Here is a 17,869-nt window from a genome sequence, read left to right as displayed (position 1 = left end):
GCGGCTTATCCTGCGCGGTAAGCGAGAGCGAATGATTAATGTGTGATTATAATGAAATTGGACCGTTCAATAATCTGTGATCTTAATCAAATTATCTCTCTGGTTGCCCGCCACGCCTGACGTCACCCTCGCTGCACACCGTACAAACCAAAGAAATAAATACAATAAAAACAAATAGTTAAAATGAATTTGCCGCAAAAAAACCTAATGCAAACGCGATGTAACACCTTCAATATTGGTGATCTAGGTATTATTTTGGCATTTTGAATCATGGTATTTCTATTGGCGTCAGAAGGATTTCAGCACCAGGATACGCGATGAAGGAATATTAAATTACACCGACTCTATTTGCCGCTGATTTATTTATAGAACAGGTTAAAGGTATTTAACAAGTCTATTACCAAAATATAATTTAATTTTTCTTCCCGGTCTGCTGCCTGATTCTGGACAGTAGCGTCGTACCCCAATTTATATTGCCTAGCGGAGAAGTGATGAAAATTATCGCATGTTATAAACTCATCCCCGAAGAGCAGGATATCACGGTAAACAGTGATGGCACCCTGAACTTGAGTAAGGCGGATAACAAAATTAGTCAGTTCGATCTTAATGCGATTGAAGCGGCCAATGCCTTAAAACAACAGAATAGCGATATTCATATCGTCGCCATGAGCGTCGGCGGCGACGCCCTGAACAATGCCAAGGCACGTAAAGATGTGCTATCACGCGGCCCGGACGAACTGGTCGTCGTGGCGGAAAACGGCCTGGAACACAGCCTACCGCATCAAACCGCCACCCTGCTGGCCGCCGCGGCACGTAAGAGCGGCTTCGATCTGATCCTGTGCGGTGACGGCTCAGCCGACCTCTACGCCCAGCAGGTCGGTCTGCTATTAGGCGACGCACTCGCCGTCCCGGCGATCAACGGCGTCAGCCGTATTCTGTCGCTCAACGCCGATAGTATCGAGGTCGAGCGTACGCTGGAAGATGAGATCGAAACCCTAACCCTGCCGCTGCCGGCGGTCATCGCCGTCTCTACCGACATCAACGCCCCGCAGATCCCGTCGATGAAAGCCATCCTTGGCGCCGCCAAGAAACCGGCACAGACCTGGTCCTGCGCCGATCTCGATGCCGGCGACGTCCAATCCTACACCACCCTGCTCAGCGTCCAGGCGCCGCAGCAGAAGGCGCGTGCGCGGGTGATCATCGAAGGGGACGGCGAAGAACAGATCGCCGAGTTTGCAGAACAGCTGCGCAAGATCGTGCGTTAATGGGGAATAACATGAGCAAATATGCAACCGTATGGGTATTCAGTGACAACCAAGCACGCCTGGCTGAAGTGATGGGCGGTGCCCGCGCGTTGGGCGATAACATCCAAGCCGTCGTCCAGGGTGACGAACAGGCCGCCCTGGCTTTCCGACTCGGCGCCGACGCCGTCCACGATCTCGGTGCGTTACCCGCTGAGCGCATCGTCGAATCCTATGCCGATACCCTGGCGCACGCCATTCGTACTCACGGCGATCGCGCCCTGGTCTTGCTGCCCGCGACCCGACGCGGCAAGGCGTTGGCGGCCCGCCTCGGCGCCCGTCTACACGCAGGTGTCGTCAACGACGCCAGCGAAGTCGTCCTGGATGACGGTCAGCCTGTCGCCACCCACATGGTGTACGGTGGCCTGGCGCTGGGTAAAGAGCGCATCGATACCCCCTATGCGGTGATCACCCTGGCCAGCGGTGCCTTCGCCGCCGCCGCAGAAGATGCCGCCCGCAGCGGTAACGCGACTCCCCTGGCTTTCGTCGCACCGGCTACGACCATCACCTGTGTCTCCCGCCGTGCCAAGCAAGGCGAAAGCGTCGATCTGGGTAAAGCCCGCTGGGTGGTCAGCGTCGGACGCGGCATTGGCAGCCAGCAGAATATCGCGCTGGCACAAGCCTTCAGCGATGCCATCGGCGCCGAACTGGGTTGTTCACGCCCGGTCGCCGAGAACGAGAAGTGGATGGAGCGCGAACGCTATGTCGGTATCTCCGGCATCATGATCAAGCCGGAGCTGTATCTGGCGCTGGGTATCTCCGGCCAGATCCAGCACATGGTCGGTGCCAATGGCGCCCAGACCATCATGGCGATCAACAAGGATAAGAACGCCCCGATCTTCCAGTATGCCGACTACGGCATCGTCGGGGATCTGACCAAGATCGTCCCCGCGCTGACCGAGGCCCTGAAACGCTAGTCCTATGACCGGCGCCCATGATGGCGCGCCGGTCGCTTTACCTGCTACTGGAGACACCATGTCTGAAGATGCATTTGACGCCATTATCGTCGGCGCGGGTCTGGCCGGCTGCGTCGCCGCCCTGGTGCTGGCGCGCGCCGGCGCCAACGTCCTGGTGATCGAGCGCGGCAACTACGCCGGCGCGAAAAACGTCACCGGCGGTCGTCTATACGCCCACTCCCTGGAACGCATCATCCCGGGCTTCGCCGACCAAGCCCCCATCGAACGCCGCATTACTCACGAGAAGATCTCATTCCTCACCGCCGACAGCGCCGTCACCCTGGATTATCACAACGCCCGCGAGAGTGAGGCCACCGCCGCCTCCTATTCGGTATTGCGCGGCAAATTCGACACCTGGCTGATGGAGCAGGCCGAAGCGGCCGGCGCCCAGTTTATCCCCGGCATCCGAGTCGATCGGCTGATCCAACGCGATGGCCGCGTCGTCGGCGTCGAGGCCGATGGCGACGAGCTGGAAGCGAACGTAGTGATCCTGGCCGAGGGGGTCAACGCTCTGCTGGCCGAACAAATCGGCATGGTACAACCGCGCGTGGCAGCCAAGCACGTCGCCGTGGGGGTGAAAGAGCTGATTGAGCTACCGCGTGAGCTTCTAGAAGCCCGCTTCGCCCTCCAGGGTAACGACGGCACCGCCTGGCTATTCGCCGGCACCCCCTCCGACGGTCTGATGGGGGGCGGCTTCCTCTACACCAACGGCGACTCACTATCGCTGGGCATCGTCTGCGGCCTGCACCACATCGAGCAGGCAGGTAAATCGATCCCACAGATGTTGGAGGATTTTAAACAGCACCCGACGGTACGCCCGCTGATCGCTGGCGGCAAGACCGTGGAGTACGCCGCTCATGTGGTTCCCGAGGCCGGCATCAACATGCAGCCTAAACTGGTGGCCGATGGGGTTCTGCTGGCGGGCGATGCGGCGGGTATGTGCCTCAACCTCGGCTTTACCATCCGCGGCATGGATCTGGCAATCGCCTCCGGTGAAGCGGCGGCGCAGGCCGTATTGGCCGCGCGCGAAAAACAAGACTTTAGCGCCGCCGGGCTGGCCGACTACCCGCATCTGCTGGAGAGCTTGCCGGTCATGAAAGAGCTGCGCCACTACCGCAAGGTACCGGCGATGATGGACAACCCGCGCATGTTCACCCAGTACCCGCAATTGGCCGCCGATATTATGTCCGCGCTGTTTACCGTCGATGGCCGCCCGCCGCAGCCGCTGCGTAAGACCTTGTTACAGCACTGTAAACAGGTCGGCTACCTGAATCTGCTCAAAGACGGCATTAAAGGAGTGACAGCACTATGAGCGAACCCGTGAACGTCGATGTCAAACTGGGCATCAATAAGTTCCATGTCGATGAGGGGCATCCGCATATCATTATCCGCGAACACCCCAATATGGCGGCCCTACGTACCCTGACGCTGGCCTGTCCGGCGGGGTTATATAAGCTACAGGACGATGGTAGCGTCCAGTTTGACTATGCCGGTTGTCTGGAGTGCGGAACCTGCCGCATCCTGGGCATCGATGACGTCCTGGAACAATGGAACTACCCGCGCGGCACTTTCGGTGTCGAATACCGCTACGGCTAACCTCTCGACGGAGACGGCTAATCCCGTCTCCGTCTCATAATCATAATAATGCACCTGCCGGCCCCCCGCCCCTGCGGGGATTACATCGCCACCTTGACAGATACCAGGATTATGGAACAGCATAAAAGATTCGATGACATCAGTTTTACGCCGGTGCACCGCAAAATCATGCTGTGGGGGAGCGGTGGCCCGTTCCTCGATGGCTACGTACTGGTGATCATCGGCATCGCCTTAGAGCAGTTGACCCCGCTGCTGCAATTGGATGCCAACTGGATAGGCTTAGTGGGCGCCGCCACCCTGGTCGGTCTGTTCATCGGCACCTCGCTGTTCGGCTATGTTGCCGACCGCGTCGGTCGCCGCCTGATGTTCCTGATCGACATCATCGCCATCGGCGTAATCTCCGCCGCCACTATGTTCGTCAGCTCGCCTCTAGAACTGGTGATCCTGCGCTTCCTGATCGGCATCGTCATCGGCGCCGACTACCCCATCGCCACCTCGATGATCGCCGAATTCTCCTCTACCAAGCAGCGCGCCTTCACCATGGGTTTTATCGCCGCCATGTGGTACATCGGCGCCACTGCCGCCGATCTGGTCGGCTACCTGCTGTATGATGTGGAAAATGGCTGGCGTTGGATGCTGGGTAGCGCCATCATCCCCTGCATCATCATCTTACTGGGACGGGTCGAGTTACCGGAGTCGCCACGCTGGTTGATCCGTAAGGGGCGTCATGCCGAATGTCAGGCACTGATGATTAAACTGTTCGGCCAGCCAGTCTCCTTCGATGACGAGACGCAGCAAGAGACACGTTATCGCGACATCTTCAGTCGGCGTCACCTCTCCTCGATCCTGTTCGTTGCCATCATCTGGACCTGTCAGGTGATCCCGATGTTCGCCATCTACACTTTCGGCCCGCAGATCGTCACGCTGCTGGGACTCGAACAAGGGCGCGAGGCGGTCTTGGGCAACGTGGTGATCAGTCTGTTCTTCATGTTAGGGTGTCTACCGGCCATGTACTGGTTGAACAGTATCGGGCGCCGCCCGCTGCTGATCGGCAGCTTCGCCGTTATGACCCTGGCGCTACTGATGTTGGGCGTGATCGATCAGCCAGGCATCGTATTGATCGTCAGCGCCTTCGCTCTGTATGCCTTCTTCTCCGGCGGCCCCGGCATTCTGCAATGGCTCTATCCTAACGAACTGTTTCCCACTGCCATTCGCGCCTCGGCGGTCGGCGCCGCCATGTCACTAAGTCGCATCGGTACCGTGATCTCAACCTACGCACTTCCCCTCTTCATGCAGCAGCACGGCATCTCCGCCACCATGCTGGTCGGTGCGGGGATTTCGCTGTTCGGCCTCGTGGTGTCGCTGCTGATGGCGCCGGAGACGCGCGGCCTAACGCTAGAGCAAACCAGTCAGATGCGTTTGTGCCGCAGTCGGCGCTAACTCGCCTTTACATGCGCGCGGTTAACGGGTTGCCCAGAGGGCAACCCGTTGGTCGTCAGGCAATCTGCAACTGACGGTAGAAATAGTCGGCACCATCACGCAACGCCTGATCGGCGGATTCCATCATGCGCGAATAGTGTAAGAAGGCATGCAACACGCCGGGGTACATGTGATAACTACAGGGTTGTTGATGCTCACGCAAAGTCTGAAACAACGCCACACTGTCATCCAACAGCGGGTCAAACTGCGCCCCGGCGATAAAACAAGGTGGAATATCGTGGGTTAGGTCATTGTTAAATAAGCAGTAATAGGGAGATTCCCGCGCCGCCTCATCGGGTAAGTAAGCCTGCTCGTAGCTAAGCAGATCCGCCTGTGTCAGGCCATCCCAAACGCCGCCATACAGACGACGCGTGGCGGAGTCTTGTAAACCATACAGTCCGTAATAGAGCAGCACGCCGCGCACCTCACCGCACTCGATTCCCTGATCGCGTAACCACAGCACCGTCGCCATGGCCAGCATGGCGCCGGCCGAATCTCCGGCAAAGCCGATACGCGCCATCGGTAGAGCATAGTCGGCAGCATGTTGATGAAAGAAACGGCACACCGCTACGCTCTCCTCGATCGCCTGAGGAAAACGCGCCTCTGGCGAGAGGGTATAATCGATGCCAACCACGGCACAATGGCTATACTCCGCCAACAACCGCATAATCCGATCATGAGTATCGAGATTACCGAGAATAAAACCGCCACCATGCAGGTAAAAGATCACCGCTTGCGCCGGATGCTGCGGATAATAGATACGCGTCGCAACGCGACCATAAGGCGTCGCCACCGAGACTGATTCGCAGCGCGCCATTTCGGCGCCGCCCTGATTCCAATATTTTCTTTCCTGAATATAGGCTTGGCGCATCGAGGAATAATCTGAGCAAACTGATTCTTGCGTTGCATTATCCTGCTGAAACTGCAAAACACGTTGCATCTCCGCGGAAACCCGCTGGAGAACATTCACTTTATTGTTAGCGTTCATTATACCCTCCGGATAAGATAGTGCTTATTTTATGGCATAATAAAATAGGTTCTGTGAGCCAGGACATACGCATAAAAATTCCATAATAAATAGTGGCATAGAATGAAAATCCGAGCATAACGTATGCAGGCTATCGCCCTAGCCGATAGGCTCAACAATAATATTGCCCCTCAAGATTACTCGGCTAACGGCAACGCGCCTTGGAAAAAGGCTAATAATATAAATTACGTAAATTACACCTGTAGAAAACATTGAATTAACAATGCGTCACAGACGACACTTTCCTGAAAAACCGCAAAAATTTCATTGTTAATAGTAGGGCACCTTAGGTATATTCAAAATATCCCTGGCCGAGGCTAAGCCGCCCACGACAATATTGATAAGGACGGCTAATCATATTCAACCTTAGGCCACAGAATATTGTTAAATGGATTAACCATTCTGGTTAAATGGGTGAAAATATGTGTAGAGAGTATACTCAGGAACCTTTATATCTGTCGGTTGCCCGTTGGGTGATGCAACAGCAACGGTGGGTTAGCGCCCGCGAAATCGCCCAACAGTTCGACCTTTCTACCTGTAAGGCCATCAACACCGTCTCCTATATTCTTTCCGGTGTGGAAGAGATCACCTGTCAGACCAAGACCGTTCCCAATCAGCTAGAGGGCCGTGGCTGCCAGTGCCAACGACTGATTCAAGTCACGCATATCGATGAGTTGATCGCCACCCGGATTCGTAATGCCATCAATATGGAAGCGGAAAATGAGGAGAGCCGCAACGCCAACGAGACGCCGGTAAGTCAGGAAGCCCAGGCTCAGGCCGACGCAGAGGCCGTAGCGCGCATGGCGATCCGCGTCCCTCCCGATGAGCTCAACCGTGAGCAGAAATGGCAATGGATGCTTTCCAAAGCCCAGCGTAAATAAGCGCGAGCAGAATGAGTTTACCCATCCGTACTCGCTACACCGCCGCCGACGCCCAGAAGGTAGCGCTGCGAACGGGTACGGACAGGTAATCATCCGGCAGGATAAAGCGGCGACCGGATGCAGCGGAATAATACCCAGAAACGCCGCCGAGGGTGCCGTAACTCAGTCCTGTCGCTACAGTTATACAATATCTCGGCGGTCGCACGGTATATTTATTTTATTTATAATTATCCGCTTTTTCTTCTCCTGTCGTCCGGCATTTAACCGCGAAAAACTGGTACCTCAGCGTTCGCCAATGCGGGATGAGACCGTCCTTTTCTCCCGCTCAGTCAGCCGCCCCAGCACGCCAAGCATCGCGCTAACAACCACGCACAACGCTATCCCTTTCTCCAGGATAAAAATCACATGATCTCACTGGCTTTATCTTTGCCGCTTTTTTCCCAAAACTATTCGCTCTACGCTATTTGCATGCATAGCGCTTGACGCCGTAGAAACATCTTCTCAATATATAAGAAAATATATAACGTGCGCCGCTGCGTTCGCCGAGTACGGACTACGCGGCGACGCCCGCAAGGAGAAGGGAAATGCTAATCGATGACATTGACTTCGCCGCACTCTACCGCCAGCAGTTGACGCTGGCGCAGCGTACACCGAAATCGCCAGAGCATTGGGATCGCCGCGCCCAGGCCATGTCGGTCACCTGTGCCGCCGCGAACGATCCCTATTTACAGCAGCTAACGGCAGCAATCGATCTGCGTCAGGCGCAGACGCTTTTGGACGTCGGCTGCGGCCCCGGCAGCGTCTGTCTGGCCTTGGCTCCACGCCTACGCCAAGTTTATGGGTTGGATTATAGCCCAGGCATGCTGGCGGTAGCGGCTCAACGCGCCGCCCAGCAAGGAATCGACAACGCCATCTTGTTACGCCGCGCCTGGGAAGAGCCCTGGGACGACATTCCCCGTTGTGATATCGCGGTCGCTTCACGCTCGACGTTAGTGGATGATCTACGCCCGGCGCTGGCCAAACTCAATCGACATGCCCGCTTAGGCGTCTATACCACCCACCCGGTCAGCAGCAGCTTCGTCGATGGCGAGATCTTACGCGCCATCGGCCGTCCAGTGCGGGAACTGCCTAATTACCTCTACGCCGTCAACATCCTCTACCAGATGGGGATCTATGCCGAGGTCAACTTTATCCGGGTTCCCGCCTGTCAACAGCGCGCCGAATCAGCCGCCCAATTTGCCGACGCCCTGAGTGTGGCGCTCGGTGAGGTCAGCGCCGAGGAGCGCCAGGCTCTGGAGGCCTATTACCGTCACTGCCGCCTACACGGACGCACCCCGGCCGGCGCACTCCGCGACTGGGCGTTGATCAGCTGGCGGCCCCAACCCCTTGCCGAGGAGAGTGCATGATCTTTATCAGTGATAGCCAACTGGATACTTGGCTACAGGAAGATATTCAAGGAGGCGATATCACCACCCGCGCGCTGGGTATTGGCAAGCAGCGCGGCGAGATACGCTTTTATCACCGTCAGGGAGGCTGCGTCAGCGCCATCACGCTGGCTTGTCGCCTACTCGCCCGCCTCGGCCTGGCGGTCACGCCCGCCGTCAACGACGGCGACACCGTCGAGCCGGGCGACCTTCTGCTTCACGCGCAAGGCACCGCCGGCGCCCTGCATCAGGGGTGGAAAGCATGTCAAAATCTGTTGGAGTGGAGCTGCGGCGTGAGCGATTACACCGCGCGCATGGTCGCCCTACTGCGACGTTATCAACCCGACGGTCAGATCGCCTGTACCCGCAAGTCGGTGCCGGGTACTCGCCTGGCCGTGATGCAAGCGGTGCTGGATGGCGGCGCCATTCTGCATCGCGCTGGCTGTGGCGAAACTGTGCTGCTCTTCGCTAACCATCGCCGCTTCTGGCCCGATCCTGACGATTGGCAAGGCATGGTGTCACGCCTACGCCATCAGGCCCCCGAGAAATGTATCATCGTCGAAGCCGATACCCCCGAAGAAGCGCGCGCGGCGCTGTATGCCCAGCCTGATATTCTGCAACTGGATAAGTTCTCCCCTGAACAGGCGCGGGCGATCCGCCAGGTGGCCGACGACGTGGCGCCGGGATGCCGCCTCTCACTGGCCGGCGGGATCAACCTGGCTACCGTCGAGAGCATGGCGCAATGCGGCATTGACTTATTAGTCACTTCGGCACCTTATCACGCCGCGCCGGCCGATATTAAAGTCCGGCTAATCCCCGAGGCCTGAGCGGTCCATGGCGAGCGGCCAAGACCGCCCGCCATCACGGTCGCTTAGAAACGGTAACCGATACCCAGGTTGAAGCCGTTGATACTGTGCTTACTGCCGCCCAGATCGGCACGAGAGCCTTCATAGCCGATATCCACGCTCCAATTGGCCAGCGGATTGATCTGCACGCCGGCGCCGTACATCACCCCACCCTTGCTACGCGAATCCTGGAGGCTGCCCTCTTGAGCGCTGCCGAGCGAGACCTCGCGCCACGAGGCGAACACCGTCGTCTTATTTACGTTAATCCCCAACAGGCCATAAACGCTGATTTTTATCTAAGCGCAGCTACAACGCTTCGTTTACCCATGTCCGATCATTCATGTCCAGTGCCCATTATCGTTACCAGAATGAGTCAGTTTATCCAGACATCGAGGGCGGTGCGCTTACCCAAATAGCACCTTTAACCTATCCATGCACCAACGCCCAGATGAGCACATCATCATGATGATTAATTCTTGTTTATGCACTTTTCGTTTAAAATTTCACACTGTAAATTTATTGTGTTACTGAAACTTAAATCTAGAAGATAAGTAGACAAATGATTTTAAATTCTGGTCATATTTTTAATTTCATAACATACATATTTTTTACTCCCAGGTTATTGACGGTTGCGTTATTTATGTTATTTACTCTTGTGGCATTGAAACCAAAATGCAACATCAAATATTTTAATCTTAACAATCCCAACGAGAGGGTATTACTATGATTAAGCTCTCTACTCTGTCTCAGCGCATTTCTGCAATCACTGAAGAAAATGCCATGTATACCAAAGGTCAGGTTATCGTTCTTAACTGATAATTTATGGCATAGGCCGCATTCAGTATGCGGCCTTACTTTTTTGGAGAGAAAAATGTCTCTTTCAAATATTAAGCCCATGATTAAAGAGTCACATCACATCATTTTGGCTGATGATGGTGATATCTGTATTGGAGAAATTCCGGGAGTCTCCCAGATAATTAATAATCCTCCTGCATGGGTAAGATCGGCACTTGAAAAAATGGATGGTAAAAGGACTGTCCCTCGGATTTTTAAAGAGTTAATCAATGAAGGAGTTCAGCTAAAAAGCGAGTGTCTTGATGCGTTTGTTGCAAGTTTAGCTGAAAGGAAACTTCTTCAGGACAACGCCTTCTTTTCAAACTCGCTATCTGGTCAAGAAATTGAAAGGTATAACAGGCAGATCCTCCAGTTTTCATTGATTGATGCCGATAACCAACATTCCTTCGTCTATCAAGAGCGGCTAAAGCAAAGTAAGATTGCCATCTTCGGAATGGGTGGGTGGGGGACATGGTGCGCTCTACAACTAACGATGGCAGGCGTTGGAGCATTAAGACTCATTGATGGCGATGATGTAGAATTATCAAATATTAATAGGCAGGTTCTGTATCGTACAGATGATGTAGGTAAGAACAAGGTGGATGCGGCCAGAGAAACGCTCATGGCATACAATGAGAATGTCAATGTTGAGACATTCTGCGAGTTTGCATCTTCAGATAAAGGCAGATTAGAAGAACTCATTGGCGACAGTACTTTTATTATTCTTGCATGGGCAGCGCTCGGTTACTACCGTAAGGACACCGCTGAAGAGATTATTCATAATATAGCCAAAGAAAAAGCGATTCCGGTTATCGAACTTGGTGGTGATCCCTTGGAGATTTCTGTTGGTCCAATCTACCTCAATGATGGTATCCAAAGTAATTTCGAAGATATCAAAGATCTCGTAAAAAATAAATATTATGATAGCGATTACGACATTAGAAAGTTTCAGGAAGCTCGTCTCAAACACTCATTCATTGACGGTGAGCGGAAAGTGAATGCTTGGCAAAGCGCCCCCTCATTATCAATTATGGCTGGTATCGTCACAGACCAAGTGATAAAGATCATTACTGGTTATGATAAACCACATCTTATCGGAAAAAAATTCATTCTCTCACTACAGAATTTCAACGTGCGTGAGGAGGTGATTTGTAAATGAATAATAATGACACAAAAGATTTCAGCGATAAAGGTTATTTGACCAAAAACATTGAATGTCTTTTTAGTTCAAAAATCACAGATATAATGAAGTCATCGCAATCTTCATCCGAAAACAGTTGGACATATATATACAAGAATTCAATAGAACAGAAAGACTTATCATTCACGACTACAGCTAGGGAAATTAATCAATGCTATAAAAAATGCTTTGAAGATTACTGTGAGAATAGATTCAGCTTTTTCTTTAGAAGACTGTCAAATGAAACTAAAGATAATGTTGCACCTTGTGAAGCAGCGGCAATGGCCTTTGATTTTTGCAACTCTGAAAACTTCAAAGACTTGATTGCGAGCTTGACTGGTCGGGGGATCGGAGGCATTGATGTTTTTTACATTAATCGCTTCGATAAAAGTCATTTCCTCAATACTCACTCTGATTCGGGGAACAATGTTGGTATTGCACTGAACATCACTCAGAACTGGGAACCAAACTTTGGTGGTCTCACACATATTCTTAGTCAGGAAAAGGACAAGGTTATTAAGACACTAACTCCAGCTTTAGGGGAATTATTCCTCTTTGATACCTCTGAGGTACAAGTTCCACATTTTGTCTCAATGGTGACTGCTAATCAAAAAAACAGGAGAATGTCAGTGATAGCAAGATATGGAAAGGATTAAGTAGATGTCTAAAAATTCTTTATGGCTTACTTTCTTAATGGCGTTAATATGGGGAACGTCCTTTCCTGTATCAAAAATTGCCATTGATGTAATAGGACCATACACATTCAGAGTGGCGGGATCTTTAGTTTCCTGCTTCATCATCTTTATTCTTTTTAACAAAAACATCATGGAGAACTTGGGAAAATTTAACTTGGATGAATTTCTGAAGCTTGCTATAATAGCTGTTCCAAATGTTTTTATTGTTCCCATGCTGAACAGCATTGCTCTACACTTCACTTCTGTTACCAATGCAACAATACTTGTTTATACAATGCCTTGCTTTACTTCGTTAATACTGATGGGGCTGGCAAGGAGGGTAAACCTATTGTCTTCCTTATCCCTTCTTTTGTGTTTATCAGGCATATTTTTAATACTGAAAGAGGTTCATGTAGGTTTAGGCGAAATAATTATACTTTGTAGTGCTATGTTTTGGGCTATTGGTGCTGTTATCTCGCAGAAGGTCGTTACTGCCATTCCCTTTAAAGCAAGGTTGTTTTGGCAGATTTTAATTTCGACTGTATTAGTGATGCTATCTTATCCTTTTTTTCAGCGTGGGTCATTGCTACACCCCATAGTTACTGCATTTAGTGATATTAAAATCTTGTTATGTATTTTTTATCTGGGCGGTATTGGTAGTGCGTTGGTATATTACATCTGGTTTTATTTAATACAGAATGAGAGTGCGGAGTTTGCAAGTTATGCAACTTTATTATCACCAATAATCACTGTTATTATTGCCGCTTCGTTAATGAATGAAGTGCCTACAACCAAACAGATCTATGGCTTCGTTTTGATATTGATTAGTGCATTATTAGTGAATGTTATAAAACCTTATTTCATAAAAAAACAATAGCAAGGTAGTTCACAAGGCGAACCTCAATGATTAGCTTGTTATTGGCGTTGGTTCATGGATAGGTTAAGGATGTAATTTCCCTTACCCACTGTAATTTAGGCGGTTTTACTCTGCTTACAGACAGCATAAGGCTGAGCCGTTCCAATCGTCTACGGTTGTTGTACCAGTCCACCCAGTCAGCATCGCTACTTCGACCTCTGAGCAATTTTTCCAGCTCTGGCTGTGTATCACCTCCGCTTTGTACAGCCCGTTGATGCTTTTCTATAGCCGAGCCATAAAGCGTGGATCCCCAATGGACACTGTTTACCATTGCTTTTAGGGATGATAGCCTGTCTGCACCGCCAGGCGCTGGAGAAGACGATCATCGTTGAGGCGGATACACCGCAAGAAGCCCAGGCGGCTGCGCTGCCGCCTGTCGCTGGCCGACGGCATCAATCTGGACAACATGGTGTCTACTGCCCGCCGTCGTTCCTATCAGAAACGGTAACCGATACCCAGGTTGAAGCCGTTGATACTGTGCTTACTGCCGCCCAGATCGGCACGAGAGCCTTCATAGCCGATATCCACGCTCCAATTAGCCAGCGGATTGATCTGCACGCCGGCGCCGTACATCACCCCTCCCTTGCTACGCGAATCCTGTAGCTGGCCCTCGCTATAACCGCCGAACGAGACATCTCGCCAGGAACTCGATACTGTTGCCTTATTGATATTCACGCCTAGTAGGCCATAAACGCTAATGCTATCGCTGAGACGCCAAGCGGGACCGGCCGCCAACGCGTAATATTTCAGGTTGGTATTTACGCGGGAATAATCCATGGGATCGTTATCCTCGAATGACTTACTGCCACTCATATAGGTGAACGAAGTCAACAGACTCAAAGGGGAGTCCCACTCGTAACGGTACTTCAGGTTGACCCCCGTAATATTTTTAAAATCCGCGACCTTCGCCTGGGCATAGCCCAAGGAGACGGTCTGCGTATCGGCCATAGCCGGGGCTGCGACACCCATGGCGATCAACAGAGATAATGTGCACAAGCGTGTTTTCATTATGATTATTCCTAAACAAGGACAAGCGGTGAACATGGCACGATAAGAGGCAGACGACGCCCACTTAAAAATCCATATCAATACAGTGTGTTAATCATTACAGGAGGTGAAGGAACGCTAGCGAGAACGCAGCGGGATCCCGCCAGTTCGTTGCCAGCAAGTCGCACGTTGTTGCGCTCTCCATCGCCGTAACCGCATTAACATAGCGCTAGGAAAATATACCGAAGTTAAACCGCACGGCACATTTAACACGCCCTCGGCGTGAATTAGGAATAGACTTAGTGCTCACATCGATTTTACCGAAAGAACTGTTCGGCTCAGTTTTATTTGTATTGCAAATGAATCTTTATCATCAAAATCTATCTTAAGAATAATACCATTTTATTTAAAATCACTTGATCTCCAGATTGAAGAATGAATAATAACCGCCCTGCTCGGACAGGGCTAAACCAATAACTAACGAGAAATAGGTAGACACAATGAAAAATACGACTCTGGGTAAGTATATCTTTATCATCGGCGCTGCATTACTGCTCGGCGCTTGTAGCGACATGAGCATGCATCCCTATGCCGCCTATGGTACGCCGATCGAGGTCATCGCACCGGCAGGACACTACAGCGAATGGCACACGGATAGCCGCAGCCGTACCTCGGGCGACAGCCACAGCCAATCGCAGGGTAACTGCACCCAGAGTGAAGATAGCCAGTTCAGCGCGAACGGCGTCACCCGTACGCGCCAGAGTAATTGCAACACCCGCAGCCAGACCCACAGCAGTAGCACCAGCAAGACCCGCTCCAGCAGCGTCGGTTTCAGCGTCGGCGGTCCTATCGGCGCCAGCTTAGGGTTGATCAAACAGATGGAGTCCATGAACCGCTCGCACGACAGCGGTATGGGCCATGATGAGATGTTCAGCGCGTTCGGCTTCTAAGCTCACGCGCCGATGCGTGTCTGCCTGACGATACTCGCGTCGCTGGTCGCCATCGGTTATCGCACATCCAGCAACGGGCAACGATGAGCATGGCGCGGCATGCACCCGTGCCGCCAGCCCCCACGCATGACGGACAGCGGGAAAGCAAGACGCCACGACAAGAAAATGAGACGCCGCCGCAACAGCGAGCTCGTCGCGGCGTTTTATGCTAGCGCTCCTGTTTCTGTAGCCTGAGGAGGTTATGATGATCGCACGCACCCTATTACTCCTGGCGCTATGCCTGCCGTTTATCGCGCGCGCCGCGCCGCAAGGAGAGGAAATGACCCTGAGCCAAATCAGTCCCTATGACTTTGCCCAAACCCGCCAACGCCTGTTGAGCAACATCCAGACCCGCCAGCTCACGCTCTTTGCCGAACTGGATCACGCCGCCGCCGCCCAACAAAACGGATTAACCATGCCACCGACCACGGTGTTGGTGTTCGGCAATCCGAAGGGCGGCACACCACTGATGTTAGCGCATCCCTCCCTGGCATTGGATCTGCCTTACCGGGTGCTGATCGCCCGCCAGGAGGATGGGCGCGTCCGCGTCAGCTACCCCGATAGCCGCAGCTATGCACGCCATGGCCTAACCCCCGACGAACTGGCCCAGATGGCCAAAATGCCTGCGGTGGTTCAAGCCGCCTTGCAGCCCAAGGCGAATTAAACCGGCCCTGGGGCGTCTACAATACCGTCCAAGCCTGGCTGTAGTCGCCCTCGCTGAACAACTCACTCAACCCGCTGATCTGTTTGAGGCGTAATACCTCGTCGGCATCCATGCCCAGCTCCTCACCGATACGCTCCTCGCTCCATCCCAAACGATGCAGATCGCGTACAATATCCGACATCGAGGCTATCTGATGCTTACCCCGAGCACGATTGTGACGAATCGTAGCGGCGATGCGTGCCGCCTCGTCAGCGCGTTCCGCCGGCAGCGGCGTTACTGGCAGGTAGCCATGCAGACGCTGGCGCAACGCGGCTTTCTTGCTGCCGAGTAGGTAACGGTGGAACCCATCCACCACCACGTAACTCGTCGGCCCCTCCTGTTGTACCACCACGATAGGTTGAGTAAACCCATCCGAGGTCAACGAGCGTTGCAACAGGCGCTTTTCCACCGGTGCCATCACGTTGGGATTATAGTCATTGGCCTCGACGTGCTCGGCCGCCACCCACAACACGCAATCTACCGGCTCGGCGGCGAAAGGACTGTGACCATGTAGCCGTAACCGTAGACGATTGAGCAACGCGATACGCTGCGCCAGATCCGGCTGGGCCTCAAGCAGGGCATCTAATGCCTGCTCCAACTCTTCCACGCTCATCTCAGATAATCTCCCATTGATGGCGTTTTGCCTGAATCCGCTTGACATAACGCTCATAGGATTGCGGTCGATTGGGGCTAAAGGAGAGTGACCGACACCAAAAATCATTTTTAATCATTGTCTTGCAGATACGACGCCAGGAGGGGATATCTTTCGCCCCCAGATCCTTCTCCTGGCTATCGGGAATATCCTGCGGATAACCGTGCGCCTGATACCAACGCAAGTAGATGGCGATCTTATTGCGGTAATGCTCCGCCGTCTTCTGCGGCATGCTAGCCAACAGATAGTGCGCATAACTCTTCCAGCTATGATGTGCGGGTTTGCTGATCTGGCGGTTGAGCGCGTAAAATTCGCCACTCTGGTTAGCATAAATGGCACCGCTGTTGGCACCGGCTACCCGTTCGCAGGCACGGCTCCACGTCTCTGGCTCTAGCACATGGTACAACCAGAGCCCCTTGCGCTGCTCCGGGCCGAACGGCTCACAGATACGCATCTGGCGCAACGGAACCCCGGCGCGATACATCAGATCATACAGGGGATTATAGGGTAGGCGCTGCTGCGCATTAAAACGCCAGATATCGCTGACTTTCCAGTCATACAACGGATAGGCGGTATAATAAAAACCGTCGGGCGAGGCGGTAGTCCAGGGTTTATCTTCGGCGTAACGCAACTTACTCTGTGAGGCGACCGCCATGAACCGGTTCAGCGACTCGTCGGCGCGGATGCCCACCAGCGTCACCATGCTCTTACGCTGCGACAGCCAGAGGGAGAAGTTGACCACGAAACTCTCGAAGGTGATCCCCGCATGGTAGAAGGGAAAATAGGCTGGATCGGTAATGGCGTCGGAGGGCGGCTGGCGCACCCATTCAACGCCCGGTTGCCAACAGATCCACTCCGTCTCGTGCTGCGAGACGCCGCTGGCCGTCGTCAATGGCAACGCCACCCAGAAAAAACGTTCGACCACATCGCGGTAACGTTCACGCATCTGCGCCACATGTTGGATGGTATAGTTAAATTGCACCTCCCAGTCGACAAATAGCACGAAGAAACGGCGCTTTTTCTGCCGGGCTACCTCGGCGGCGATATGCAACAACACGGTGGAGTCTTTCCCGCCGGAAAAAGAGAGGCAGACGCGAGGAAAGGTATTAAATATCCAAAGCATCCGTGCATAAGCCGCGACGAACACATTCTCTGGCAATGGGATTTTATTCATGTTTTTATATATTGTGAGTCACACAAATTATTAAAATAAATAACACAATTAATATAGTCGATACTTTTAAAACCCACTGCCATCCTACGCCAGTCTTTTCTCAATAAAGCCACGTCTGGATCACAATTTATTGCCGCTGCGCGCAATAACATAAATAGCAGAAATATATAAACTTAAATAAATAATTTTCCACGCTGCTCTCATTATTCATTCCTTACATTACTAACGAGACGAATAACACTGGCTAGCAA

Annotated in this window: 20 protein-coding genes and 1 pseudogene; 14 read left to right on the top strand and 7 right to left on the bottom strand. The window is 52.7% G+C overall.

Annotated features, from left to right (window positions below):
* The first annotated feature begins 491 nt into the window (after window positions 1-491).
* From fixA to EHO01S_RS06270, 5 genes are all read left to right on the top strand, one after another.
* Window positions 492-1,265: a putative electron transfer flavoprotein FixA gene (fixA, locus tag EHO01S_RS06290; protein WP_024523158.1), complete on the top strand. Its 774-nt coding sequence runs from the start codon at window positions 492-494 to the stop codon at window positions 1,263-1,265.
* Window positions 1,266-1,276: 11 nt separating this feature from the next.
* Complete coding sequence (locus EHO01S_RS06285) at window positions 1,277-2,218, top strand: FAD-binding protein (protein WP_024523157.1); 942 nt, start codon at window positions 1,277-1,279, stop codon at window positions 2,216-2,218.
* A gap of 58 nt (window positions 2,219-2,276) precedes the next feature.
* Window positions 2,277-3,569 carry an FAD-dependent oxidoreductase FixC gene (gene fixC, locus EHO01S_RS06280; protein ID WP_024523156.1) on the top strand — a complete coding sequence of 431 codons (1,293 nt, stop codon included), beginning with the start codon at window positions 2,277-2,279 and terminating at the stop codon, window positions 3,567-3,569.
* Window positions 3,566-3,853: a ferredoxin-like protein FixX gene (fixX, locus tag EHO01S_RS06275; protein WP_024523155.1), complete on the top strand. Its 288-nt coding sequence runs from the start codon at window positions 3,566-3,568 to the stop codon at window positions 3,851-3,853. Before fixC ends, fixX begins: the two co-directional genes overlap by 4 nt.
* 111 nt (window positions 3,854-3,964) lie before the next feature.
* Window positions 3,965-5,293: an MFS transporter gene (locus tag EHO01S_RS06270; RefSeq protein WP_024523154.1), complete on the top strand. Its 1,329-nt coding sequence runs from the start codon at window positions 3,965-3,967 to the stop codon at window positions 5,291-5,293.
* A 55-nt stretch (window positions 5,294-5,348) separates the two neighbouring features.
* Here EHO01S_RS06270 and aes read toward each other — a convergent pair whose 3' ends face one another.
* Window positions 5,349-6,320 (bottom strand): acetyl esterase, encoded by a 972-nt coding sequence (aes, locus tag EHO01S_RS06265; protein ID WP_024523153.1) that lies wholly within the window; start codon window positions 6,318-6,320, stop codon window positions 5,349-5,351.
* A 461-nt stretch (window positions 6,321-6,781) separates the two neighbouring features.
* On the opposite strand from aes, the gene caiF reads away from it, so the two are divergent.
* The 3 genes from caiF (at window position 6,782) to modD (ending at window position 9,491) form a co-directional block, all read left to right on the top strand.
* On the top strand, window positions 6,782-7,240 hold the full coding sequence (caiF, locus tag EHO01S_RS06260) for a carnitine metabolism transcriptional regulator CaiF (protein ID WP_024523152.1): 459 nt from the start codon (window positions 6,782-6,784) through the stop codon (window positions 7,238-7,240).
* Between the two features lie 584 nt (window positions 7,241-7,824).
* Window positions 7,825-8,646, top strand: coding sequence for a class I SAM-dependent methyltransferase (locus EHO01S_RS06255; protein ID WP_024523151.1), 822 nt, complete (start codon window positions 7,825-7,827; stop codon window positions 8,644-8,646).
* Window positions 8,643-9,491 carry a ModD protein gene (gene modD / locus EHO01S_RS06250; RefSeq protein ID WP_024523150.1) on the top strand — a complete coding sequence of 283 codons (849 nt, stop codon included), beginning with the start codon at window positions 8,643-8,645 and terminating at the stop codon, window positions 9,489-9,491. Before EHO01S_RS06255 ends, modD begins: the two co-directional genes overlap by 4 nt.
* 44 nt (window positions 9,492-9,535) lie before the next feature.
* On the opposite strand, the gene EHO01S_RS06245 is transcribed toward modD, so the two are convergent.
* Window positions 9,536-9,799, bottom strand: a complete 264-nt coding sequence (locus EHO01S_RS06245; protein ID WP_370447917.1) for an Ail/Lom family outer membrane beta-barrel protein — start codon at window positions 9,797-9,799, stop codon at window positions 9,536-9,538.
* A 433-nt stretch (window positions 9,800-10,232) separates the two neighbouring features.
* Here EHO01S_RS06245 and EHO01S_RS18205 point away from each other — a divergent pair, with 433 nt between their 5' ends.
* Genes EHO01S_RS18205 through EHO01S_RS06230 form a run of 4 tightly spaced genes read left to right on the top strand, consistent with a single transcriptional unit; the run spans window position 10,233 to window position 13,074 of the window.
* The gene (locus tag EHO01S_RS18205) at window positions 10,233-10,325 is read left to right on the top strand and encodes a pantocin A family RiPP (protein ID WP_071991000.1); all 93 of its coding nucleotides are present in this window, start codon (window positions 10,233-10,235) and stop codon (window positions 10,323-10,325) included.
* A 55-nt stretch (window positions 10,326-10,380) separates the two neighbouring features.
* Window positions 10,381-11,502, top strand: coding sequence for a ThiF family adenylyltransferase (locus EHO01S_RS06240; protein ID WP_024523148.1), 1,122 nt, complete (start codon window positions 10,381-10,383; stop codon window positions 11,500-11,502).
* Complete coding sequence (locus EHO01S_RS06235; RefSeq protein ID WP_024523147.1) at window positions 11,499-12,179, top strand: 2OG-Fe(II) oxygenase family protein; 681 nt, start codon at window positions 11,499-11,501, stop codon at window positions 12,177-12,179. Before EHO01S_RS06240 ends, EHO01S_RS06235 begins: the two co-directional genes overlap by 4 nt.
* Before the next feature lie 4 nt (window positions 12,180-12,183).
* The gene (locus tag EHO01S_RS06230) at window positions 12,184-13,074 is read left to right on the top strand and encodes a DMT family transporter (RefSeq protein WP_024523146.1); all 891 of its coding nucleotides are present in this window, start codon (window positions 12,184-12,186) and stop codon (window positions 13,072-13,074) included.
* A gap of 52 nt (window positions 13,075-13,126) precedes the next feature.
* Here EHO01S_RS06230 and EHO01S_RS19275 read toward each other — a convergent pair.
* The 3 genes and pseudogenes from EHO01S_RS19275 to EHO01S_RS06225 all read right to left on the bottom strand — a co-directional run.
* Window positions 13,127-13,335 (bottom strand): annotated as a pseudogene (locus EHO01S_RS19275) (IS3 family transposase); the annotation flags it as partial.
* Window positions 13,336-13,389: 54 nt separating this feature from the next.
* Window positions 13,390-13,521, bottom strand: a complete 132-nt coding sequence (locus EHO01S_RS19270) for a hypothetical protein (protein WP_255209544.1) — start codon at window positions 13,519-13,521, stop codon at window positions 13,390-13,392.
* 27 nt (window positions 13,522-13,548) lie between these two features.
* Complete coding sequence (locus tag EHO01S_RS06225; RefSeq protein WP_035370279.1) at window positions 13,549-14,121, bottom strand: Ail/Lom family outer membrane beta-barrel protein; 573 nt, start codon at window positions 14,119-14,121, stop codon at window positions 13,549-13,551.
* 479 nt (window positions 14,122-14,600) lie between these two features.
* Here EHO01S_RS06225 and EHO01S_RS06220 point away from each other — a divergent pair, with 479 nt between their 5' ends.
* Together EHO01S_RS06220 and EHO01S_RS06215 are read left to right on the top strand one after the other, a co-directional pair.
* Window positions 14,601-15,050, top strand: coding sequence for a hypothetical protein (locus EHO01S_RS06220; protein WP_024523144.1), 450 nt, complete (start codon window positions 14,601-14,603; stop codon window positions 15,048-15,050).
* Between the two features lie 241 nt (window positions 15,051-15,291).
* Entirely contained in the window at window positions 15,292-15,753 is a 462-nt protein-coding gene (locus EHO01S_RS06215) for a DUF302 domain-containing protein (RefSeq protein WP_232238237.1), read from the top strand.
* Between the two features lie 16 nt (window positions 15,754-15,769).
* On the opposite strand, the gene EHO01S_RS06210 is transcribed toward EHO01S_RS06215, so the two are convergent.
* Together EHO01S_RS06210 and EHO01S_RS06205 are read right to left on the bottom strand one after the other, a co-directional pair.
* The gene (locus EHO01S_RS06210; RefSeq protein ID WP_024523142.1) at window positions 15,770-16,405 is read right to left on the bottom strand and encodes an IbrB-like domain-containing protein; all 636 of its coding nucleotides are present in this window, start codon (window positions 16,403-16,405) and stop codon (window positions 15,770-15,772) included.
* Between the two features lies 1 nt (window position 16,406).
* Window positions 16,407-17,618: a phosphoadenosine phosphosulfate reductase gene (locus EHO01S_RS06205; protein ID WP_024523141.1), complete on the bottom strand. Its 1,212-nt coding sequence runs from the start codon at window positions 17,616-17,618 to the stop codon at window positions 16,407-16,409.
* Between the last annotated feature and the right edge of the window lie 251 nt (window positions 17,619-17,869).

Source organism: Edwardsiella hoshinae NBRC 105699 = ATCC 33379, assembly GCF_000474215.1.
GTDB classification, from domain to species: Bacteria; Pseudomonadota; Gammaproteobacteria; order Enterobacterales; family Enterobacteriaceae; genus Edwardsiella; species Edwardsiella hoshinae.
Note: the sequence above shows the minus strand (reverse complement) of the source record. Positions and strands in the feature narration are given on the sequence as shown.